The 22,833-nt window shown below is 65.2% G+C and carries 18 protein-coding genes; 9 read left to right on the top strand and 9 right to left on the bottom strand.

The features are described 5' to 3' along the window. Nucleotides 1-128: 128 nt before the first annotated feature. The 3 genes from AC1DIO_RS06425 (at nt 129) to AC1DIO_RS06415 (ending at nt 2,581) form a co-directional block, all read left to right on the top strand. Nucleotides 129-545, top strand: coding sequence for a helix-turn-helix domain-containing protein (locus tag AC1DIO_RS06425; RefSeq protein WP_476853259.1), 417 nt, complete (start codon nt 129-131; stop codon nt 543-545). A 49-nt stretch (nt 546-594) separates the two neighbouring features. Continuing rightward, nucleotides 595-1,989: an aminotransferase class III-fold pyridoxal phosphate-dependent enzyme gene (locus AC1DIO_RS06420; protein WP_476853258.1), complete on the top strand. Its 1,395-nt coding sequence runs from the start codon at nt 595-597 to the stop codon at nt 1,987-1,989. Nucleotides 1,990-2,104: 115 nt separating this feature from the next. Further along, nucleotides 2,105-2,581: an Lrp/AsnC family transcriptional regulator gene (locus tag AC1DIO_RS06415; RefSeq protein WP_200878107.1), complete on the top strand. Its 477-nt coding sequence runs from the start codon at nt 2,105-2,107 to the stop codon at nt 2,579-2,581. 104 nt (nt 2,582-2,685) lie between these two features. Here AC1DIO_RS06415 and AC1DIO_RS06410 read toward each other — a convergent pair whose 3' ends face one another. Further along, nucleotides 2,686-3,561 (bottom strand): GNAT family N-acetyltransferase, encoded by an 876-nt coding sequence (locus AC1DIO_RS06410; protein ID WP_441489759.1) that lies wholly within the window; start codon nt 3,559-3,561, stop codon nt 2,686-2,688. Between the two features lie 205 nt (nt 3,562-3,766). Here AC1DIO_RS06410 and AC1DIO_RS06405 point away from each other — a divergent pair, with 205 nt between their 5' ends. Next, complete coding sequence (locus AC1DIO_RS06405) at nt 3,767-5,044, top strand: NAD(P)/FAD-dependent oxidoreductase (protein ID WP_476853257.1); 1,278 nt, start codon at nt 3,767-3,769, stop codon at nt 5,042-5,044. A gap of 207 nt (nt 5,045-5,251) precedes the next feature. Here the strand turns inward: AC1DIO_RS06405 and AC1DIO_RS06400 are convergent, their stop codons facing one another. From AC1DIO_RS06400 to AC1DIO_RS06385, 4 genes are all read right to left on the bottom strand, one after another. Next, nucleotides 5,252-6,724, bottom strand: a complete 1,473-nt coding sequence (locus AC1DIO_RS06400; RefSeq protein ID WP_441505929.1) for an aldehyde dehydrogenase family protein — start codon at nt 6,722-6,724, stop codon at nt 5,252-5,254. Nucleotides 6,725-6,729: 5 nt separating this feature from the next. Then, entirely contained in the window at nt 6,730-7,398 is a 669-nt protein-coding gene (locus AC1DIO_RS06395) for a haloacid dehalogenase type II (protein WP_441489761.1), read from the bottom strand. Nucleotides 7,399-7,598: 200 nt separating this feature from the next. After that, the gene (locus AC1DIO_RS06390; RefSeq protein ID WP_441505928.1) at nt 7,599-8,921 is read right to left on the bottom strand and encodes an NAD(P)/FAD-dependent oxidoreductase; all 1,323 of its coding nucleotides are present in this window, start codon (nt 8,919-8,921) and stop codon (nt 7,599-7,601) included. A 185-nt stretch (nt 8,922-9,106) separates the two neighbouring features. After that, nucleotides 9,107-10,435: an NAD(P)/FAD-dependent oxidoreductase gene (locus AC1DIO_RS06385; RefSeq protein WP_476853256.1), complete on the bottom strand. Its 1,329-nt coding sequence runs from the start codon at nt 10,433-10,435 to the stop codon at nt 9,107-9,109. A gap of 338 nt (nt 10,436-10,773) precedes the next feature. On the opposite strand from AC1DIO_RS06385, the gene AC1DIO_RS06380 reads away from it, so the two are divergent. From AC1DIO_RS06380 to AC1DIO_RS06360, 5 genes are all read left to right on the top strand, one after another. Beyond that, nucleotides 10,774-12,462: a peptide ABC transporter substrate-binding protein gene (locus AC1DIO_RS06380; RefSeq protein WP_476853255.1), complete on the top strand. Its 1,689-nt coding sequence runs from the start codon at nt 10,774-10,776 to the stop codon at nt 12,460-12,462. A gap of 33 nt (nt 12,463-12,495) precedes the next feature. Continuing rightward, complete coding sequence (locus AC1DIO_RS06375) at nt 12,496-13,449, top strand: ABC transporter permease (protein WP_441489765.1); 954 nt, start codon at nt 12,496-12,498, stop codon at nt 13,447-13,449. Next, nucleotides 13,449-14,345, top strand: a complete 897-nt coding sequence (locus AC1DIO_RS06370) for an ABC transporter permease (RefSeq protein ID WP_441505926.1) — start codon at nt 13,449-13,451, stop codon at nt 14,343-14,345. The genes AC1DIO_RS06375 and AC1DIO_RS06370 overlap by 1 nt, the downstream gene beginning before the upstream one ends. A gap of 261 nt (nt 14,346-14,606) precedes the next feature. Then, on the top strand, nt 14,607-14,915 hold the full coding sequence (locus tag AC1DIO_RS06365; protein ID WP_441505925.1) for a hypothetical protein: 309 nt from the start codon (nt 14,607-14,609) through the stop codon (nt 14,913-14,915). A gap of 16 nt (nt 14,916-14,931) precedes the next feature. Beyond that, nucleotides 14,932-15,126: a hypothetical protein gene (locus AC1DIO_RS06360; protein ID WP_441505924.1), complete on the top strand. Its 195-nt coding sequence runs from the start codon at nt 14,932-14,934 to the stop codon at nt 15,124-15,126. A 186-nt stretch (nt 15,127-15,312) separates the two neighbouring features. Here AC1DIO_RS06360 and AC1DIO_RS06355 read toward each other — a convergent pair whose 3' ends face one another. The 4 genes from AC1DIO_RS06355 to AC1DIO_RS06340 form a co-directional block, all read right to left on the bottom strand. Further along, complete coding sequence (locus AC1DIO_RS06355; RefSeq protein WP_441505923.1) at nt 15,313-15,987, bottom strand: AroM family protein; 675 nt, start codon at nt 15,985-15,987, stop codon at nt 15,313-15,315. Nucleotides 15,988-16,138: 151 nt separating this feature from the next. Further along, a complete protein-coding gene (locus tag AC1DIO_RS06350; RefSeq protein WP_441505922.1) occupies nt 16,139-17,809 on the bottom strand; it encodes an OPT/YSL family transporter in 1,671 nt (556 codons plus the stop codon). A gap of 57 nt (nt 17,810-17,866) precedes the next feature. Beyond that, nucleotides 17,867-21,715, bottom strand: coding sequence for a hydantoinase B/oxoprolinase family protein (locus tag AC1DIO_RS06345; RefSeq protein WP_476823408.1), 3,849 nt, complete (start codon nt 21,713-21,715; stop codon nt 17,867-17,869). Continuing rightward, nucleotides 21,712-22,497 carry an IclR family transcriptional regulator gene (locus tag AC1DIO_RS06340; RefSeq protein ID WP_476853254.1) on the bottom strand — a complete coding sequence of 262 codons (786 nt, stop codon included), beginning with the start codon at nt 22,495-22,497 and terminating at the stop codon, nt 21,712-21,714. The genes AC1DIO_RS06345 and AC1DIO_RS06340 overlap by 4 nt, the downstream gene beginning before the upstream one ends. Nucleotides 22,498-22,833 lie beyond the last annotated feature (336 nt).

The following is a 22,833-nucleotide window of genomic DNA, read 5'->3' as shown; positions in this document are numbered from 1 at the left end:
GTGCTGTCGCTGCCTCGGAAATGCGCAGGGGATACCATGTCGGCCCCTCCGCTGAAGCCGACATCATGGCGGCCCGGTCCTAGGCTTCTGGCAAGGCGGCCAGGCCGTCAGCAGGGAAGAGCCAGTCCATGCATGAGCCAGTTTCCAATGTCGGTGCAGCGCTTTCGGGCCGCATCAGCCCCGGTATCCAACGTGCTCTCGCCCATATCGAGCGGCACTTCACCGACGCGGTCTATCTTGAGGATATTGCGGTTCTCGCCGGACTGAGCGTCTGCCGTTTCGTGACGGTGTTTCGCCATCAGGTCGGGCTCACGCCGCATCGCTTCATCTGCCACCGGCGTATCCGTTACGCCAAGTCATTGCTGCGCGACGGCGTGCCCTTGGCACTGGCGGCCTCCGAGGCGGGCTTCTTCKACCAGAGCCACCTGTCGCGTCATTTCAAGAGCATATGCGGGGTCACGCCGGGCCGCTACCTGCGCGAGCAGGCGCATGCTACGCGACTGAGGTCCGAACCTGCTGCCTATACGCAGGCCGGCGCTGCCTGATCCGTCATCCGCCTCTCGATCCAGAGATCCCCCAGCAAGGCCTGTCTCCATGACCGTCAACTCGCTCGAAGCACTCGACCGCATGCATTGGGTCCACCCTGTCGCCAACTGGGCGGGGCATGAGAAGCGCGGCGTCACCATCCTGAAGTCGGCACGCGGAGCCTTCATCACGGACGCCGATGGTCACGAACTGATCGATGGCTTTGCGGGGCTCTGGTGCGTCAATGTCGGCTATGGCCATKACAGCATCGTCGAGGCGGCTGCCGCGCAGATGCGCGAGCTGCCCTATGCGACCGGCTATTTCGGCTTCGGCAGCGAACCTGCGATCCGGCTGGCCGCCAAGCTGGCCGAGATCACTCCCGGCGATCTCAACCACATCTATTTCTCTCTCGGCGGTTCCGATGCCGTCGACAGCGCGCTGCGTCTGATCCGCTACTACTACAACGTCACCGGACGACCGGCGAAGAAGCAGATCATCTCGCTGGAGCGAGGCTATCACGGCTCGAGCTCGACGGGGGCCGGCGTGACGGCGCTGCCGGCGTTCCACGCCAATTTCGACCTGCCGGCGGAGGGGCAGCACTACATCGCCTCGCCCTATCCCTATCGTAACCCGGCGGGCTCCGACGACGGCGCCGTCATCGCAGCCAGCGTCGCGACGCTGCGGGCCAAGGTCGAGGAACTCGGTGCTGACACCGTTGCCGCCTTCTTCTGCGAGCCGGTGCAGGGTTCGGGCGGTGTCGTCGTTCCCCCGAAGGGCTGGCTGAAGGCGATGCGCGATGCTGCGGCCGAACTCGACATCCTCTTCGTCGCCGACGAGGTCATCACCGGCTTTGGACGAACCGGCCCGATGTTCGCCTGCGAGGCGGAGGGCGTCGTGCCGGACATGATGAGCATGGCCAAGGGCCTGACCTCGGGTTACGCCCCGCTCGGAGCGCTCGCGATCGGCGAGAAGGTCTATCGCGCCATCGCCGACAACGCAGCCGCCGGCGGCCCGATCGGGCATGGCTATACCTATTCGGGCCATCCCGTCAGCGCCGCCGTCGCGCTTGAGGTGCTGCGCCTCTATGACGAGGGTGGCATCCTCGCCAACGGCCAGCGCGTCGGCGCCTATTTCGAGAAGCGCCTCGCTACGCTTGCCGACCATCCCCTGGTCGGAGAAGTCCGGGCGCGCGGCCTGCTCGCCGGTGTCGAGATCGTTGCCGACAAGGTCACCAAGGCGAAGTTCTCGCGCGCGGCGAAGCTGTCCGACCATCTCTTTGCGCGTGGCTATGCCAATGGCGTGATCTTCCGCGCCTTCGCCGATGATATCATCGGGCTCGCTCCGCCTCTGTGCTGCAGCGAGACGGAAATCGATCTGATTGTCGCGCGCCTGCGCCAGACGCTGGACGACATGCTGGCGCTCCCTGAGGTCACAGCCGAGTTGAAACTGGTTGAGCCGGCATGATCCTCGCTTTGCTCGGATAGAGCGACGTGTTTAGTTTCACGCCACCGGAGTGGTGGCTCGCCGTTCGGGTTTGCGCGGGGAGGGCTGGGGTGAGGCTTTCGTGGTGACACCGGGCGTGCGGCTCGATCGCATCGACATGAAGATTCTGATTGAGCTCCAGAACAACGGCCGCGTGACGAATGTCACGCTGGCCGATGCGGTCGGCTTGTCTCCGAGCCCCTGTCTGCTGCGGGTGAAGCGGCTCGAACAAGCCGGCTTCATTTCCGGATATGGAGCCACGATMAATCTGCAGAAACTTGGTGAGACGATCACGGTCTTTACCGAGATCACGCTGGCGGACCATACGAAGGAATATTTCATCCGCTTCGAGACTGGCTTGCGTCGCGTCGACGAGGTGGTGGAATGCCATATGGTCAGCGGCGGCTATGACTATCTGGTCAAGTTCGTCACGCGCGGGCTGACGCATTACCAGTCGCTGATCGAGACGCTGCTCGATCGCAATCTCGGCATCTCGAAATACTTCAGCTACATCGTCATCAAGACGCCGATCCAGAAATCGGGCTATCCGCTGCCTGTGCTGTTCGACGTTTAAGGCATCGGCCCGAAAAGTAGATTGCGGTTTTCGGAAAAGCCGATGCAAACACAGAAGGTTAGATCACCGGACAGGATACGATATCCGGTCCGATGATCTAACCGTCAACCCAGGGCCTGGTTGATCAGCCCGAAGGTGCGCATCGTGCCGCGCGCCGCATGATTGTTGCCGCGGATCATCGTCGTCACGGTGTCGTGGATCATCATGCCGCAGGATTCGAGGAAACCGCCGAACAAGCCCTGCTCCATCGCAGTGTCGACCCGGAGGAACTCGCCCTCATGTGCCTGGACATGGGGCCGGGTCAGAGCAATCGCCGCCATATCGTCCTCCGCCACGATCGGCCCGACGACATGGCCCCGCCCGAAGCGGCGGCAAAACGCGAAGCCGACGGCCTCTCCGTTGCGTTCGTGGATCGTCCCGATCGATTGCGGCATCAGGGCCTTGATCACCCGCGTCCGATCCGCGCCATAGGCCATCGCATCGAGACGGGCGATGGCGTCAAGATCATCCACAACCACCGGCCTTACCGAGATCGTGGAATCGGTGGCGGGGCCTGCGTCCTCGACGCGGCCCTGATGCTGAAAGACGCGGCCGATGGGCTCGAAGCCGAGCGAGCGGTAGAGCCGGTAGCCTTCCCGCGTCGAATTCAGGCGCAGATCGCGCTGCCCGGATTGTTCGAAGATCGTGTCCATCAGCCGCCGGCCCGCACCTCGCGCCTGGAGGCGGGGCGAGGTGATCACCATGCCGATCGTGGCGAAATGTTCGCCAAAAGGCCACCACATCGCTGTCCCGAGCGCACGACCGATCCGGTCGCAGGCGATGAGGCCATATCCGACCTCGAATACCAGCCGCCAGTCTTCAGGGCGATGCGGCCAGGCGACGGCGATCGAGAGTTGGTGTGCCTGGCCGAGATCGGCCTCGGTCATCGCGCGGATATCGATCGCATAGTCAAGTGGGCGCTTGGCCGTTTTGTAATCCACCCCTGCGAGCCTCATCTGGAATGAAGCCCAAGTATAGGTGCGCCGCTGGCTTTCGAGAATAGTAAAATTCATACAATACATGGGCTTAGAATGTCGCATGCTCGGGCTTCCAAATCGGACCGCGTCTGGGCAACAGCTTGCGCAGACCGGATCGCAACGCCTTTCCGGCCCTGACAGCCGGCGCTGACCCGCGGATCGATCGCTGATGAAACTCGAACCCTATTGGCTTGCGACGGCGCCGCGTTTCGGCGCAGGCGCCACAGGTCCGCTCGCAGGCACGGTCGATGTCGCCATCGTCGGCGCTGGCTTCACCGGGCTCTCGGCGGCCCTGGCCCTGGCAAAATCCGGCGCAAGCGTTGCGGTTCTGGAGGCKGGCCGTGTGATCGGCGAGGCGTCCGGCCGCAATGGCGGGCACTGCAATAACGGGCTCGCCCATGATCTCGGCTGTCTCGCAGCCAGCCTGGGCCAGGACCGTGCGGTAGCGCTCTACCGGGCTTTCGATGATGCGGTCGATCAGGTGGAGAGGCTGGTCGCAAGCGAGGCGATCGATTGCGATTTTATCCGCACCGGCAAGATCAAGCTCGCGGCCAAGCCCGAGCACTTCGCCAAGTTGCAGAAGAGCGCGGAGTTGCTGTCGCGCACCGTCGAGCCTGATCTCACCGTGGTCCGKCCGGAAGATATCCGCCGGGAAATCGGTTCCGACGGATTCCATGGCGGACTGGTCTTCCCGCGCAGTGCCCACATGCATATGGGCCGTTTCGGTGTCGGGCTGGCCGATGCCGCTGCGCGGCGTGGCGCTAGCATCTATGAGAATGCTGCGGTGACGGAGCTTCACCGCCTCAAGGCGCGTGCGCACAGGGTCGTGACGAGCCGCGGCGAGATCGAAGCCGGGCAGGTGCTGCTTGCGACCGGGGCCTCCCGGCAGGGGCCGTTCGCCTGGCTCAGGCGGCGCATCGTGCCGGTGGGCAGCTTCATCATCGCCACCGCGCCGCTTTCGGCCGAACTTGCTGCATCGATCCTTCCGATGCGGCGCACCGCGACGACGACGAAGAATATCGGCAACTATTTCCGCCTCACGCCGGATAATCGCCTGATCTTCGGCGGCCGCGCCCGCTTCGCACTGTCGAGCCCGAAATCCGATGCCAAGAGCGGTGCGATCTTGCAGGCGCGGATGCTTGAACTCTTTCCGCAGCTTTCCGGCGTCCGCATCGACTATTGCTGGGGTGGTCTGGTCGACATGACCTCTGACCGGTTGCCGCGCGCCGGCGAGCGTGACGGCGTGTTCTATGCGCTGGGCTACAGCGGCCATGGCACCCAGATGTCGGTGCATATGGGCCAGATCATAGCCCGCGTCATGGGCGGGGACGTGAATGCGAATCCACTGGCGGGGCTCGCCTGGCCGGCAGTGCCAGGCCATTTCGGTCCGCCCTGGTTCCTCCCCTTCGTCGGCGCCTATTACCGCTACCAGGACTGGCGTCACTGAGGAGGCGTCAACGAGAGGAGCCCCATCGAACACCCGGGCCTCCGCTTCGCGGCTTGTCGGGAATGACGATGAGGCTCGTGGATTCAGCCTGCCTGCTTCAGCATCGCTGAAGCAGGGGGAAAGCCGTCGTCAGCGCGGACCGGAATCGAGGCGATCGATCGGCTCCATCCCGATCGCGCCCGGCTGCGCGCGAGTGGCCGTAAGCCTTCACGCACCGATGTCGATCAGCACGGTCTTGTGCCGCAGATTGGCCTCGACGGCTTGCCGGCCGAGATCCTTGCCGATGCCGGAGCTCTTGTACCCGCCGGTCGGCAGGATGAAGTCGAGCGTGCGGTTATAGCGGTTGATCCAGACCGTGCCCGCCTTGATCTGGCGTACGGCCCGTAGGCCGCGGCCGAGATCGGAGGTGTAGACGCCGGCCGCGAGCCCATACTCGGGGTGGTCGGCGAGGGCGAAGCCTTCCTCCTCGGTGTCGAAGCTCTGGATCGTCAGCACCGGGCCGAAGATCTCCTCACGCACCGCCGCGGTGTCCGTATCGACGCCTGCGAGCAAGGTCGGCTGATAGAAGGCTCCGCCGTGCCCCTCGATCCTTCCTCCTCCCAACAGCACCTCGGCGCCCTGGGCACGGCTACGGGCCAGGATCGCATCGATGCGCCGGGCCTGGATCTCCGAGATGATCGGTGCAAAGCCCGTCGACGATTTCCAGGTCGGACCTGGCGCGATGCGCGAGAGGCGCGCCAGCAGAGCTGAGACCAGGGTATCAGTGGCCTGCCGCTGAACGATCAGCCGCGAACCCGCCACGCAGGCCTGGCCGGCATTGGCGAGGAGCGAGCTGGCTATGCAATCCGCTGCCTTGTCGAGATCGGCGTCAGCGAAGACGAGCTGCGGGCTTTTGCCGCCGAGCTCCAGCGTTACCGGCTTAATGCCGGTTTCGGCCGCGGCCTTCATCACCGCGATGCCCGTACGGGTGGAGCCGGTGAAGGAGAGTTTGGCAATGCCGGGATGACGGCTGAGTGCGTCGCCCGTCACTGCGCCCGTGCCCTGTACGACATTGAAGATACCGGGCGGAATTCCGGCCTCGACGGCGAGCTCAGCCAGCCTCACGGTCGAGAACGGCGTCAGTTCGGACGGTTTCAGGACGATCGCGTTGCCGGCGGCGAGCGCCGGGCCAACCTTCCAGCTGGCCATGCTGAGCGGGAAGTTCCAGGGCGTGATCGCCCCCACCACACCATAGGGCTCGGAGACGATCATGCCGAAATGGTCGGCCCGCGTCGCGGCGACGTCGCCGCCGAGCTTGTCCGCCCATTCGGCGAAGAAGCGGATGCCTTCGGCCGTGCTGGCGACGTCGCCGGTCACGGCCTGGGCGATCGGGCGTGTCGAGCCCAGCGCCTCCAGCCGGCCGAGTTCCTCGCTCTTCGCCTCGATCAGCTCGGCCCAGCGCCGCATGGCACGCGCCCGGTCGCGCGGGGGCTGCGTCGCCCAGCCACTGCGCTTGACCGTATGCGTTGCGTCCTCGACAGCCCGATCAATGAGCTCCGCCGATGCGACCGGCAGGTCGGCATAGGTTCTGGCGTCGGATGGTCGGGTGACGCTGATCCTTTCACCGGGGCCATCGATGTTGCTGCCGGCGATGAAATGGCCCGTGGCGAAGGCGATGGCGTCAGGGTCGAAATCGCGCATCGGCGTCAGAGCCCGAGCAGGCCTGGCAGGCCGCCGATGTCCTTGATTTCGCGGTAGCCGTAAGCGGGAATGCCGGGCTCGTGACCGCGATTGACGAAGACCCGCTGACCGATCTTCAGGTCGTAGGCGCTCATCAGGTCGTAGCGCAGACTGGACGAGCAATGCACGACGTCTTCAGGTCCGCAGCCCAGCATGTCGAACATGTATTCGAAGGCCTGCAGGCGCGGCTTGTAGGCCTGCGCCTCCTCCGCGGTATAGGCCGCATGGAAGGGCGCGCCGAGTTTGACGACGGAGTGCGGAATCAGTTCCTTCATCGAATTCGAGAGGATGACGAGGGGGATCTCCCTGGCGACCTTGGCGAGGCCTGCCGGCACATCCGGGTGCGGGTTCCAGCTCGGAATCTCGTCGTAGATGGCCTGGGCGTCGGCCGGGTCGAACGTGATCTTCCAGACCCTGCAACTGCGCTCCACCGAGTTATGGACCACTTCGATGAAGGGTTTCCAGGCGCCAAGGACCTCGTCCAGGCGAAACCCCCTGAAGCTCTCGCAGAAACCGTCCATGACCTCGGGGGACAGGCGTGCGCCATAGACGCGCCGCGCCGCCGGGCCCATTTCGAAATTGATCAGCGTGCCATAGCAATCGAAGGTCACGAATTTCGGCCGCAGGGTGCTMATCGCGTCTCTCGCCATCAGAAGTTGCCGCGCCAGCACGATCTGCCGCGTTGCATCCAAGACTAGGGCCGGTGTGCAGGCGCGGACTTGGAATTGCGTCCCGCCGAGCAAAGATTCTGCCGATCATCTGCCCCGGTTCAGCATGAATTGCCGCCGGCTGCGAAAGGCCGAATGAAGGGCTGTCCGACACTGACGGGCGACGTTCAGAACTCGCCGATCTCGCCCCGCGAGCCATCGATCAGGCGCGAATGCCGGAAGGGACGCGGGTCGACGATCGGTTTGTCCCCCACGGCGAGATCGGCCGCCAGATGGCCGGCCGCGGGCCCGAGACCGAAGCCATGCCCGCTGAAACCGGCCGCCAGCACGAAGCCCTGCAGATCCGCGACGGGCGAGATCACCGGCACGGCATCCGGCGTTGAATCGATATAGCTGCCCCAGCTCTCCCGGACGGCGACGTCTTGAAGTGCGGGGTAGAGCGCCCGTGCCCTTGCCAGCGTCAGCGCAACGGACTTGCGGCTCGGCACGGGATCGAGCACGCGGATGCGTTCGAAGGGAGTCTCCCTGTCGAAAGCCCAGCCTCCGAGCGCCTCCGGCCCCTTGAAGAAGGAGGTGCCGAAGCCGAACTCGACCGCTTTCAGCCGCTTGATGAACATCGGCAGGAACTCGCGCGCATAGCGCAGTCCCTGCGGCGTGACTTCAAGTGTGCCCTTGCCGCTGATCGCGATCGTGTAGCTGCCGTCGAGCCGACGCGTCAGGGCGCAGTCGGGGGTGTAGAGCGCATCGAGTAATCTGGGCGCGACTTCCGTCCGCAGAATGGTCGAGCGGATGCTCGCCTGCGGAAACCGGATGCCATGGCGCCGGCAGAAGGCTGATGCCCAGGCACCGCCGGACAGGATGACGGAGCGCGTTCGGATCAGGCCCTTCTCGGTGATCACGCCGGAGACCGCGCTATTCGTGATGTCGAGGCCGCGCGCAGCACAATCCTGATGGATGCTCGCACCCTGCGAACGGGCGCCTTCTGCGAGGACAGGTGCGGCGCGGGCAGGCTCAGCCTTGCCGTCGCTGACCGAATGGACCCCGCCGAGCCAGGAGTGGCCGGTGCCTGCCGTCATGGCGGCTGCTTCGCTGCCGGAGAGCATGCGCGTATCGATGCCGAATTGCTGTGCGGTTCCGCGCCATTTGTCCCATTGCGCGATCTGGCTGGCGTCATTGCTGGCATAGATCAGGCCGCTTCGCCTGAAGCCGATATCGCTGCCGATGTCGCGGCTGAGCCCGTCCCAGAGCTCCATGGCGCGCATGGCGAGGGGCAGTTCGCGGGCGTCACGGTTCTGCTGCCGGCACCAGCCCCAGTTCCGGCTCGACTGTTCGCCGCCGACGACGCCCTTCTCGACGAGTGCGACGCTGTGCCCACGCTTCGCCAGGAAATAGGCTGCTGCGCTGCCGACGATTCCGGCGCCGATCACGACGATATCGGCCTGGGCCGGCAGGCGCGCATTGCTGGCGATGCGTTCAAGCGTCGGTGACATAGGCGGGGAGCTCCGGCAGGGTTTCGTCGCGACGTTAGCGACCGCGCTGCCGGCGGCATTGGATCATCTTTGCATCGGCGCCGGACTCAATGCCGCAGCGCGGTCTCGATGCCGATTGGCGGATGCAGCTATGGCAAGACCCAACCCCGATGCGGTGGCTTGCCTTCAAGACATTGAAGGGCGCGTCACATCATGCCGGGCTCGCCGAGATCGGTCCCGTCGATCATGCGGCTGTAGCGATAGGGGTGTGGATCGACGATGGGGGTGTCGTTGGCGACGATGTCGGCGGCAAGGCGCCCGGCGGCCGGGCCGATGCCGAAGCCGTGACCGCTATAGCCCGTCGAGATATAGAAGCCGGGCAGGGTCGCGACGCCGGAGATGACCGGAATCCAATCCGGGGTGAAATCGACCAGCCCGCCATATTTTTGCGCGATCTTCACATTGGCGAGCTGCGGATAGAGTTGCCCAAGCCGTGTCAGGGCAAAGCTGATCAGCTCCTCCTGTGCCGGCGGATCGAAGGTGCGGATCCGCTCGAAGGGCGAGATGCCATCGTTGCTCCAGCGGGAGATCGCCTCCGGCCCGGCGAAGAAGGACCGGCCAGCCCGGATGGTCAGGCCCCAGCGCCGCTTCTTGAAGGTCCGCCAGAACTGTTGGGCGTAGAGCATGCCCTGCGGAGTGAGTTCGAGCAGGCCGCGTCCGCTGATGCCGACGGTATAGCCGCCATCGAGCCGGCGGCGGAAGGTGAGATCGGGCATGGACAGCCCGCCCTCGATTACCTGCGGTGCGGCCTCCGTGAAAAAGGAGGTGGAGCGCACGCCCGCCTGCGGCAGCTTGAGGCCGTGGTGGCGGCAGAACATCGAGCTCCAGGCCCCGCCGGCGCAGAGCACCGCGCTGGTCCGGATCGTGCCCTTTTCGGTGACGACCGCCGAAACCTTCCCGCCCTCGGTCTCGAGTCCGCGTGCGGCGCAGCTCTGATGAATGGTCGCCCCCCGCTTGCGCGCCCCTTCGGCGATGGCCGGGGTCGCCAGCGCGGGCTCGGCCCGCCCGTCGGTCGGCGAATGCACTCCGCCGATCCAGTTCTCCGTGCTGCCCGGAGACATGGCCTTGGCCTCGGCAGCCGTCAGCATCCGGCTATGCATCTGATACTCGCGGGCGCGGTCGGCCCAGTTCGACCATAGATCGAGATCGGATTGTTTGGTCGTCACATAGAGCAGCCCGGTGCGGCGGAAGCCCGTCTCGGCTCCGAGCTCTTCGTTCAACCCGTTCCACATCTCGACGGCACGCTGGGCCAGCGGCAATTCGCGCAGGTCGCGATTCTGCTGGCGGCACCAGCCCCAGTTCCGGCTCGACTGTTCGCCGGCGAGGTGCCCCTTCTCAACCAGTGCGACCGAATGCCCCTTCTTTGCCAGCTCATAGGCCGCGCTCGTGCCGGCGATGCCACCGCCAATGACCACCACATCGGCAGATTTCGGCAGAAACTCGTCGCTACGGACGCGGGTGACCGGAGGAGACATAGGCTGGCTTTCCTTGCGCTGCGGGACCGCTCCGCGCGGGCAACGACCAATCCATCCGCACGGCCGATCCGATTTGATCGGCTCGATAAGACCCGATCCGGTGCAGAACCCTATGCCAAAGGCGGTGGTTGAATCGGCAGATTATGCCCGGCCGGGCGCCGTGATCGGCATACGAGGCGGGTGGGTGCAGGCCTAACCTAGGCACGCGGTTGAAGGACCGGCCGCGCCCGCGAACGACCCGACGGATGAAGCGGGCGGCGTGGATGCGCGATCGTTTCCGCCTGAATTGCCCGGGGCGCCCGGGACTTCCGCAAAACAAGCAAAAGAGGGGTTACCGGATGATAAAGCACTCCGACGGAACGACCCGTTCGGCTTTCCCGATGCCGGCATTGCATCGCCGCCAGTTTCTCGCGCTCGGAGCGGGCGGCCTGCTGGCCGCCTCGGGGGTTGGAGCCGGCGCCCAGACCAAGCCTGCTCCGCCACCGCCCGCTAAACCGACCGGCCAGGTCGTCGTTGGCCTGTCGCAGGAGCCGACAGCATTCAACCCGCTCATGCCTGGCATCGAGGTCGACGAGACCGTCTGGATGCAGGTCTTCAATACGATGTGGCTCGCCGACCCTCAGGGCAACCTGATGCCCGATCTCGCAACCGAGGTGCCGAGCGAGGCCAATGGGGGCATCTCGGAAGGTGGCCTGGCCTGGAAAGTCAAACTGCGCGAGGGCATCACCTGGCATGACGGGACGCCCTTCACGGCCGAGGACGTGAAATACACGCTGGAGCTGATCAATGCGCCGGGCTTCAAGAGCCGCACCCGGGTCGGCCATGCGCTGGTCAAGGACATCGTGGTCAAGGGACCGCATGAGATCTCCTGGCGCATGGAGAAGGCCTACGCGCCCTATCTCGCGCTGCTCTCCAACACCTTCATCGTGCCCAAGCATCTGCTTGAGAAAGCCAGCGACCCGAATACCGCACCCTTCAACGGCGCGCCGGTCGGTACCGGGCCCTTCAAATGGGGGCAGCGCACGCCGGGCGACAACATCACGCTCGTCGCCAATGAGCGTTATCACGGCAAGGGCCCCTATCTGGAGAAGGCTGTCCTCAAATATGTGCCGGACCAGACGGCTCTCTATGCACAGTTCCGCACGGGACAGGTCGACCTCATTATCGGCACTGGCATCCCGGCGAATTTCTATGCCGAGGCCGTGAAGCTGCCGGGCCGCAAGATCGTGAAGATCCCGAACGCCTCGCTCGAAATCCTGATGCCCAATCTCGAGCATCCGGCCTTGTCCGAGAAGGCGGTGCGCCAGGCGCTCTACGCCTCGATCAACAAGCAGGCGATCATCGACGTCATCTTCTATGGCCTGCACAAGCCGACGGAGTCCTTCGCGCCTCAGGAATCCTGGGCCTACAATCCCAACCTGCCGCAGCAGAGCTACGACCTCGCCAAGGCTAACAAGTTGCTCGACGACGCTGGCTGGAAACGCAGCGGCAGCGGCGTTCGCATGAAGAACGGCGTGCCACTTGAGTTCGCGGTCTCAACGACGACCGGCGCCTCGCTACGCGAGCAGTGCCAGCAACTGATGATGCAGGACTGGCAGCAGGTCGGCGTTTCCATGAAGATCAACAACATGCCGGCCGCGGTGATCTGGGGCKAGTTCTATACGCGCTCGAAGTTCCAGTMGCTGCTGGTCGGCACTGCCTTCCGCACCGTGATCGATCCCGATCCGGCCTCGCGCTTCGCCTCTGATGCTATACCCGCCAAGAACGGCAGCGGCGCCAACCAGATGCAGTGGCAGAATGCCGAAGTCGACAAGCTGCTGAAGGAGGGCCAGGAAACCTTCGATCAGGCCAAGCGCAAGGCCGTCTACTGGAAATTGCAGGAAATCGTCCGCGAGGAACTGCCGATCCTGCCGATCTACCAATATGTTCCGGTCGAGGGCTACAAGGAAGGGCTCATCGGCTACGAGCCCAATATCAATGCCCGCCAGAATACCTGGAACATGGGCAGTTGGTACTGGGCGCGCTGAGACCATGAACGGACCCTCCCGGAACACGGCGCCATGAGCACCTTTCTCGTGCGACGGCTGCTGCAGGCGCTCGTGCTGCTGCTCATCGTCTCGATGATCGGCTTTGCGATCCTGCACCTGGCTCCGGGCGGGCCGCTCTCGCAGTTCGCCGCCGGCGGCGACATGACCCAGGCCGATCTCGACCGCATCGCTGAACAGCTCGGCCTCAACCGCCCGCTGCCGCTGCAATATGCGGAATGGCTCTGGCGCATGCTGCGCGGCGACTGGGGGCTGTCCTATCGCGACCATCAGCCGGTGCTGCAGATCATCGCCTCCCATATCGGGCCGACGATGGAACTGATGCTGAGCTCGACGCTGCTCGCCATGCTGCTCGGCGCCTGGGTCGGTATGCTTGGCGCGATCCGACGCTACTCGTTGTTCGATTCACTCGCGACGATCGGCGCCATGATCGCGCTCTCGATCCCGACCTTTTGGTTCGGCCTTGTCATCATCTATGTCTTCTCGGTCGGGCTCGGCTGGCTACCTGCCGGCAACCGCTACACCATCGGCGATGGTTCGGTGCTCAACCGGATCCATCATCTGATCGGGCCCTGCATCGTGCTCGCGCTGGTCTCGACGGCGGTCTGGAGCCGCTACATGCGCTCCTCGATGCTTGAGGTCGTCAATCAGGACTATATCCGCACTGCCCGGGCCAAGGGCGTGCCGGAGCGCCAGGTCCTGCTGCGGCACGCCCTTCGCAATGCGCTGCTGCCAATGATCACCATCACCGGCCTGCATGTGCCGACATTGCTTTCGGGCGCACTGGTGACCGAGACCGTCTTCACCTGGCCGGGCATGGGGAGGCTCTTCCTCGACTCGATCAGCTATCGCGACTATCCGACCGTGATGGGCATCCTGATGTTCACCGCCGTCCTGGTGTTGCTCGGCAGTCTGATCGCAGACCTGCTCTATGGTCTCGCCGATCCGCGGATTGCGAGGAATGGCTGATGAGCACTGATCTCACCGGCGTCACCGAAGTCCGGATCGCAGCTTCGCCATTCGTCTGGAACAGCCCCGGCTTTCGCCGTTTCCGCCGGCACCGGCTGGCGGTTTTCGGAGCGGTGGCAATCGTGGCGATGACGCTCGCCTGCATCTTCGGGCCGATGCTGCTGCCCTATAGCGACACGTTCATCGACATCCGGCAGCGCTTCGCGCCACCCTTCTCGGGCCCGCATGTACTCGGCACCGATCCTCTCGGGCGCGATATCCTGGCCCGCCTGCTAATGGCCGGGCGGATTTCACTCGCAGTGGGCTTTTCCGCCATGCTGATCAGCATGGCGATCGGCATCTGCATCGGCATGATCGCCGGATTCTACGAAGGTGCGGTCGGGGCTGCCCTGATGCGCTTCGTCGACGCGATGCTGTGCTTCCCCTCGATCTTCCTGCTGCTTGCTGTTTCGGCCCTGATCTTGCCGTCGGTGCCCTCGATCGTCATGCTGATCGCTATGACCTCGTGGATGGAGGTGGCGCGGGTCGTCGAGGCTCAGATAAAATCGCTCCGCACCCGCGATTATGTGGTTGCAGCGGTCGCGATGGGCGCCAGCAACGGCCGCATCATGTTTCGTCAGCTGCTGCCGAACGCGATCGCACCGATCGTCGTTGCCGCGACGTTGAACGTCGCCCATGCGATCCTGGCCGAGAGCTATATCAGCTTCCTCGGCTACGGCATCCAACCGCCGACTCCAAGCTGGGGCAATATGCTGGAGAACGCCCAAAGCTATCTCACCAGCGCGCCATGGCTTGCGATCCTGCCCGGGGCGGCGATCACGCTCGCCGTTACGAGCTTCAACTTCGTTGGAGACGGTTTGCGCGACGCGCTCGATCCCAGAATGGACTTGCCGTGACGTCGCGTGCTGCCCTTCTCGAAAGGGGGGAGGGGCATTGCTGCGGGCTGCACAGAGTGTGGGACGGTGGCACGTGCCTCTCTGTTAGGTTGTACCCTTTCCGAGAGGCGTTCCTGGGCGTGCCTCTGTGCTGAGATGACGCGCGGATTTTGCTTGCCTGGTGCCCTGGAAGAGCGCTCACTGCATCGCCGCTTCCGTTCAACCTGAACCGAGAGCGGGCCGCGGTGCCGGGTTGGCGCCGGTCAAGGCTGGAAGCTCGTCGTGCAAAGCGAACGCCAGGTCACCTGGCTTCAGGGCAAGGGCCAGATCATCTGGCGCGATGGTACGCGCCAGCCTGTATCTTACAGTTTCGAAACATCCCGGAACGCGAACGGCAGATGCCGCGGGCATTTCGACCTCGATCTACGTCAGGTCGCACCCTTGCTGCTCTCCTATGAGATCAGGCTGCTCTGCGAGGACGGGCATGTCGTGAACCTTGCGATCACCGATCATTGCAGCGACGGGGCTACCTTCGTGGGCAGCCTCCTCGACGAGCGCTGCGAGAGCGAGGAGTTGCTCCATGACCGGTAACTAAGGGAAGGCTGATGTGATCAGCCTGAATTTTGACTTCCGCGACAGATCCGGTCTCGGAACTTACCAGATCCCTCGGGTGCTGCCAGCGGGCGAAATCAGGCACCGACAAGACCGGGTGCGGGGCTCCGATGGCCACGAGCGGGCGATCGAAGAGCATCGGATCCGGGCCGGCGTCACGCAGAAGAACCACTTCGGCAATCTGAAATAATCGAACGAGCCCTGACCGGTCGGAGGAGCGGCTCAAGGCGAGGCGCCAGACGCCGTCTTCCGTTTGCCGTTCAGAAGCACCGGCGCAAGGGCGGGTGTGGCCGATGTCAGGCCAGTCCCTGCGTCCTCCCGGAACTCCATTGCATGGCGATCTGCCCGAGATTGGGGCCGAGCGTGACGGGCGTGCTCAGACGATCTCGGAAACGAGCTTGCCGATCAGGCTGTTGGAGAGGATCACAGGCAGCTTCGCGGCTTCCGCGGCCTCGCGGCGATGAGCCTCGACGAAACCCATGCAGTCCATCAGCAGAACCTTAGCACCGCGCCTGGCGAGGTCGCGGGCCGCCTCGGACAGGTTGGAACCAGGCCCGCCATAGGGCGAGGCCGCAGCATAGAGCGGTTTGCGATCAAGCCCGGCCCATTTCCCGGCCTCGCTTGCGATCTGTTCGGCGAGCGGCACGATGATGCCGAGTTGCGCGCCCGGGGTGAGGGCGGCGACCGTTGGCGGCAGGATCCGATCAGGTTCGATCAGTTGCGCCCTGTCTGCCGCCAGGGTCTCGAAATGGCCGGTGCAGAGCATCAGGATCGTGCTGCAGCCCTCGGCTTCCAGCATGGCGATCTTGGCCTGCGCCGCAGCTTCGGTGCGGCTCCTGTCGATGATGACTGAGCTGCCGTCCAGCAGCTTGGTGATCAGCACGGCAGCTCCGGCGCGAGGGCCGAAGTCGCGCTCGATCTCGGCCTTGCTCCGCCCGTCCAGCACACCCGCATGGCGGCGCGGCAGGTCGGAGCCGATCACCGCGTCGAGAATGGGCGTGATGTCGGAGCGCGGCGCCTGGCCGATGGTCAGGGTTCCGAGTTTGCGCATGCGAGGCCGTCCTCTGTCGAATGGGACGCCCGTGCCGTTTCCGGCACGGGCGCTGAGATCATCGATCGGATCTCGTTTCCGGTCCGATGATCCAGCTCTGTGTTCGCATCGGCCGTCCCGAAAACCGCAAAGCAGTTTTCGGGCCGTTGCTTTAGCGCCTGAAGTTCTTGATCACCGAGTCGAAGAAGCTGAAGATCGCGTCTCCGGCGATGATGCCGGCGGCGAAGACCTCCATGTCCCCTTCGCCTGTGCTGCCGCGCAGCTTCTCCCAGACAAGCCGGCAGACGATGCCGGCCAGGACGGCCCACCCCGCCATCGGGAAGCTGATGAGCAGGCCGGTGGCGAAGAGCACGCCGATCTGGCGCTTCGGGCCGCCGATGAACTGCAGGATCGCGCCCGGGATCGCCCAGAGGAAGAGCTGCCAGGCGACGCCTGGCGCCACGCCGGCCTTGATCGTCGCGGCATAGACCTTGTTCACGGGGGCGACGAGGTTCTGGTCGAAATAGGACTGGTAGGAGACCAGCACCACCGCACCGGCGATGACGAAGGCGAACATCGCAGCAAAGAGCTGCTGCCGACGGCCGTCGCGCTCGAAGGCGGGATCGGCGCCGTTGCCGCGCAGGATGTACCCGGCCTTCAGATCATAGCCCATGTCGGCGAAGGCAGGCCCCGTCGCGGCGGAGAAGCCAACGAGCAACGCAAGCGCCGGCATCGGGAAGCCGATCAGCATGCCGATGATCAGCGTGATCAGTGCGACGGCGAAGGCCGGGAACCAGCCAGAGTGCATCGCGGCGAGGCCGACGATGAGCTCATGCACATAGGCCGCGAAGGCGGCATAGAGCACGAACAGGATCAACATCCCGATCGACATATCGCTCATCAGGCCGCCGACCAGCGCGATGAAGACCGCGATCACGAGATAGGCAATGGTGCCGAGACCGAGCGCGCGCCTGACTTCCGCATCGGAAACGCCGGAGGCCGCCTCGGCCAGCTTCTGGGCTTCGCTGCGCCTGAACAGGAGCTGCGCGACCTGAAACAGGGCAATCAGCCCTGCGCCGATCATGAAGCCGTGCGGGATATAGGCCGCCATCAGATCGCCCTTCGGGATGATCTCGGCGAAGAGCGGGCCGCCGAAGAGCTGGCTGGAATAGCCGCGCAGCAGCAGGCCGACGCCGAACATCGAGAGCGCCCAGATATTGCCGATGAAGGCGACGCCGAAGGCGGACATCGGAATGCCGGAGACCGCCGTCGAGCCGACAAAGCCGATGGCCGCGAGCGGCACCTTGACGAAGGAGGCCAGGATGCCGGTGACGAAGCCGACCCCCATCAGCACCGCCTTGCGTCCGCCCTCGTCGCCGGCCTTGATCGCTTCGGCGGCGGCAACGCCCGGGGGCCAGGCACCGGTCGCCGGAAACACCCGGGAATCGAACATCCGGTAGAGCAGGTAGGCGTCGAGCAGCATCGCCGCGAAGGCGCCTGCCAGCATCGGCAGCACCAGATCGGAGCGACCAAGCAGGAAGGGAATGCCGATCGGCAGCAGCAGGCTGTTGGCAGCCCCGAATGTCGCGGACGAGATCGCGCTCTGAGCCAGATTCTGAACATGGATCGAGCGGTAGCGCGTGAACATCGCTATCGGCACGCGCGCAAGCGCCATGGCGGCGAGCGCCCCGATTAGCGATGTGTTTGCCGTGATGCCCAGGGAGACCAGAAGCTGCATGCCAATGATCGCGCCAAAGACGCAAAGAATGGCGATCAGCACCAGCGTCCCGGGCTCGAACAGGCTCGGGTGCCGCTGAGGCACTCCTTTCGGTTGGTCCTTCATGCCTCAGTCCCCGTTATTGGCCCCTGGAGGGGCAGATGTGCTTGTTGATGTCAGTCGTCAGGCAACAAGGATGCCGGCCTTGGCCTCGCCGACGTCGTGCGTCGCATGGCCGGTCTGGACCCCGTAGTCGCGCTTGGCGGCCTCCGGTGAGACGAGGCCGAGTGCGATGTCGCGGGCGATGGCGTCGCGGGAGCGCTCCGCCGCCGCGCCGTAGCCGGCGCCGCCGGCGAGCACGAGTTCCACGATCTCATGGGGATGCTTGACCTGGACGAGGTCGCCCGTCCCGACATCCTTCAGGACATGGCCCTGCTCATCGATGACCCGCCCTGATGCTCCGCCGCCGGCCTTGCCGCCGAACAGGCCCGGGATCGGGTTGTTGACGCCTTCCGGATAGAGCGAGACCAGCGTCGGGAGACCGTCATCGGAGAGCTTGCGCAGGCGGACGCGCTGGCCGAGGCCGCCGCGATGCTCGCCGGCACCGCCGGAGTCGGTGAGATAGGTCTTCTCCACGACCAGCACCGGCACGCGCGCCTCGAAGGTCTCGATCGAGGTGTTGGCGGCCGAGGTCGGATAGAGAAGGCCGGACTTGCCGTCGCCATGGGCCGAGCCGCCCTGGCCGCCGCCGACGAAAAGCATGTCGGAATAKGTATCACCCGCCTGGTCCCGGCCATAGACGCTCGCCGCCACCGGTAGTCCGGTGAAGGCCTGGACCTGGTTCGGAGCGGCCTGTGACAGGGCGCGGAAGATGTTCGGCGCGATGTACCAGCCGGTGCGCGTCCGCAGGTTGACCGCGAGCGGCTTGTCGCAGTTCAGGATCGAGCCCTTCGGCGCGTCGATCGAGAAGGCGCGATAGCAGCCGGCATTGCCGCGGACATTCGGCGTCAGCATGCATTTCAGCGGGTAGGTCGCATGCGCCATTGTGTAGTTCAGGGTGCAGTTGAGCCCGCCCTGCGGCAGCTGCGGTGGGGCGCCGTCAAAGTCGAGATGGATCGTGTCGCCCTTGACCGTCAGCGCCAGCGGATAGGTCATCGGCGTGCCGAGCGGGTTGTTCGAGACGGTGCCGTGATAGGTCCCGTCCGGCAACGCGGCGATGGCCTCGCGCATGGCCTTCTCGGAACGGTCCTGCACCACCGAGGCGAGGGCGCGCAGATCCTGCATGCCGTAATCGCTCAGGAAGGACTGCAGGCGCTCGGCGCCGATCGCATTGGCCGCGACGAACGAGTGCAGATCGCCGAGAACCTGCTCGGAATTGCGGACGTTCTCGCCCAGCAGGCGGACGAGTGTCTCGTTGATCCGGCCAGCCTCGTAGAGCTTCATCGGCGGGATCTGGAAACCTTCCTCGTAGATCTCGCGGGCCCTGAGGCTGTCCTTGGTGCCGCCGATATCGGAGACATGGCCGACAGTGCCCATCAGTCCGACGACGCGGTCGCCCAGGAACACCGGCGTGACCACGGCAATGTCGAAGAGATGGCCGGCGCAGAGCCAGGGATCATTGGTGATCAGAACGTCGCCGGGCTTCAGGGTGTCGGCCGGATAGCGCTCGAGCAGCGCCTTGACGGCGCGCGGCAGGGTCAGGTTGAACACCGGCATGGCGCGTGGCGAATGAGCCAGCGTCTCGCCCTCGGGGTCGAGCAGCTCGCAGGCAAAATCCTGCGCTTCGGAGATCACCAGCGAGAAGGCCGTGCGGCAGACGGTCAGCCACATCTCCTCGACGACGTTGACGAGGCGGCTCCACATGATCTCCAGCGAGATCGGGTCGGCCTCGATCCGGCGCGCGGCCTCAGCCAGCGGCATGTCGGCGCTGATCGTGGTCTCGGCGGCGCTGGCCCGCCCGACGCTGACCAGCAGGTTAAGTACCTGGTCGATCGCAACCGTATCCCCGGGAGGAACGATGGTCGTCGCTTCGCGCTCCTCGATGATCGCGGGACCCTTGATGGAGTCGCCCGGCCGCAGCGCGTAGCGATCATAGACGGTCGCCTCGCTCCAGCCGCTCTCGAACCAGGCCTGGCGAGTGCCCTTCACCTTGGTGCCGGCATCGCCGCCGCCGGCCGCGCCGGAGAGCGAGAGGCTCGGCACCGGACCGGCGCAGCGGACGCGGAAGTTGATCGCCTCGAGACGGGCGCCCTCGTAGACCGAGGTGTAGCGCGCCGAATAGGTGGTGGCGAAGGCAGCGCGGATGGCGTCCAGGCTCGATGTATCGATCGTGCCGGCCGGCAACGTCACCGCGATATCGTGCATCTGGCCGACGAGGCGCATATCGGCCGAGCGCTCGACCGTGATGTCGGCTGGCTTCACGCCGGCCTCGAGCAGGTGCTTGCGGCCCTGCGCCTCCAGCTCGCTGAGCACGGTGTTGACGGCCTGGGCGTCAAAGCCCTCCGAGAACTCGACCGGCAGCGACTGCACCATGTCGAAGGAGAGCGGCGCGGCGAGAAAGCCGAGCGCCGAAGCCGCGCCGGAGGCCGGCGGAATGATGACCTGCCGGACGCCGAGCACGCGGGCGACATCGACGGCGTGCGCCGGGCCCGCCCCACCGAAGCCGACCATGGCGTAGTGACGCGGATCCTTGCCCTTCTCGACGAGATGGACACGCGCCGCGGCGCCCATGCTTTCGACGACGACCTTGTGGATGCCCCAGGCTGCTTCTTCCACGGAGAGGCCGAGCGGCTCCGCCACCGAGGCAACAGCCTTGCGCGCGGCCGCGAGATCGAGCGCCATGCGTCCTCCGAGGAAGAAGCCCGGATCATAATAGCCGAGCACCAGATTGGCGTCGGTGACGGTCGGCTTGGTGCCGCCCATGCCGTAGCAGGCCGGGCCGGGGTCGGAGCCTGCCGAGTGCGGGCCTACCTTGAGCAGGCCGACCTCGTCGATGGCGGCGATCGAGCCGCCTCCGGCGCCGATCTCGATCATGTCGATGACGGGAGCCTTGATCGGCAGGCCGGAGCCCTTGGCGAAGCGGTTGACGCGACCGGCTTCGAGCATCGGTGCGATCTCAGCGCGGCCGTCCTCGATCATGCAGGCCTTGGCGGTGGTGCCACCCATGTCGAAGGAGATGACGTCCTTGTGGCCGGCGAGCTCGCCGAACAAGGCTGTCGCAAGGCCGCCGCCGGCAGGGCCGCTTTCGAGCAGGCGGATCGGGAAGGTGCGAGCGGTCTCGGGGGAGACCAGGCCGCCAGCCGAATGCATCAACCGCAGCGAGCCGGTGAACGAGCGGGCTGCGAGTTCGCGCTCCAGCCGTTCCAGATAGCGCCGCATCAGTGGCTGGACATAGGCGTTCGCCGCGGTGGTGACGAAGCGCTGATACTCCCAGATTTCGGCGACGACCTCGCTCGACAGGGAGACCGTGAGTTCGGGGCAGGCGTCCCGGACGATCCGGCCGGCTTCCTGCTCATGGGCGGAGTTGCGGTAGCTGTTCAGGAAGCAGATCGCGATCGCTTCGCAGCCGGCAGCGGCCAGCTCGCTGGCGGCTGCACGCACCGCGGTTGCATCGAGCGCCGTCACGATCTTGCCGTCGCGGTCGATACGCTCCGCGACTTCGAGACGAAGCTCGCGCGAGACCAGCGGCTCCGGGAAGGTCAGGAACAGATCGTAGATGTCATAGCGCTGCTCGGTGCCCATTTCGAGGATGTCGCGGAAGCCGCGCGTGGTGATCAGGCCGAGCTTGGAGCCCTTGCGCTCGATCACCGCGTTGGTCACCAGCGTTGTGCCATGCACGATGTCGCCGATATCGGCCAGCGTGATGCCGGCCATCTCGGTCAGTTCGCCAAGGCCGATCAGGGCAGCCTCGGACGGATCATGCGGCGTGGTCAGGCGCTTGTGCAGCAGGACCGAGCGCTCCTGGCCGTCATAAAGGATGAAATCGGTGAAGGTGCCGCCGATATCGAAGCCGATGCGCCAACGATTGCTCATGGAGCTGTCTCCGCGATTGAGGGATGTAGGGGAAAGAAAAGCGGGTCCCGGGTCAGCGCCGCGATCTCGGCGGCGCCTTCTCCCAGAGAACGGATAATGGCGAGGCGCTCCTCCGGCGTGACGGTMGCTGCCGGGAAGGAAATGCAGAGCGCGACTTCGTCGCCGGTGCTCGGATCGCCGACCGAAACCGAGATGGCGCGCACGCCCCTGACCGCCTCGTCATGGGATTCGGCGTAGCCCTCGCGTMGTGTGACGGCGAGCCGCGCCAGGAGTTCGTCGAGGCCCTGCGGGGCTGTATCGGACGGCGGTTCGAAACCGCCGGCATAGAGGCGGCGGACCTCGTCGTCGGGAAGGCGGGCGAGCAGGGCGCGGCCGGTGCTGGACGCGAAGGCGGCAATTCGATCGCCAATCGACGTGACGACGCGCAGGGCGTGCCGTCCGGGATGGGCCGTGACGCCGACGATGTCGGTGCCGCGCCGCACGCTGATATAGCCGGTATGTCCGACCTCGTCCGAGATGCGCCCGATCACGGAATCGGCCCGGTCGATCAGCGAGGCGGCGAAGCGGTAGATATGGCCGACCTGATTGAGCAGCAGGGAGGGGCGGTAGCGCTTGCTGTCGCCGACCGTTTCCAGCAGCCCCTCGTCGCGCATCGCCCGCAGCAGTCGCGACGCATTGCTCTTCGGCATTCCAAGCAAGGAAACGAGATCCGTCACCGTCACATCGTGACGCGTGCTGGAGAAGCAACGGAGCACATCGACGGCCGCCGACAGAATGGACATCCGGGTGAGTCCAGAAAAGTTCCATAAAATGGAACTTGAGTTGCAATAACAGGAACAATATCGCGCCTGACCGAAGAGTCAACAAGCGTTAAGGATTGAGGGTGGAATGCGCTCGGACGAGGCGCTATGGCCCTGGAGTGCCGGATCAACGGCGGTCCTGCCTGATTGGCTTGTGTGCGTCCGTTGAAGCTGCAGGCAGTCCGACCCGCCCAGCGCTCGATCCGGTGCAGGTCAAGCTTCCTTGCCGAGCCCGGTCAGGCCGACAGGACCAGGAATGCCAGGGAAGGGAGTTCGACGACGAGGCTGCGCACAACCGGGCGTCGGCCAGATCGGAGA

The sequence above is a fragment of the Allobosea sp. 05T439 genome (genome assembly GCF_056396005.1).
The sequence above is the reverse complement of the archived record's forward strand: the minus strand, read 5'-3'. Positions and strand labels throughout refer to the sequence as shown.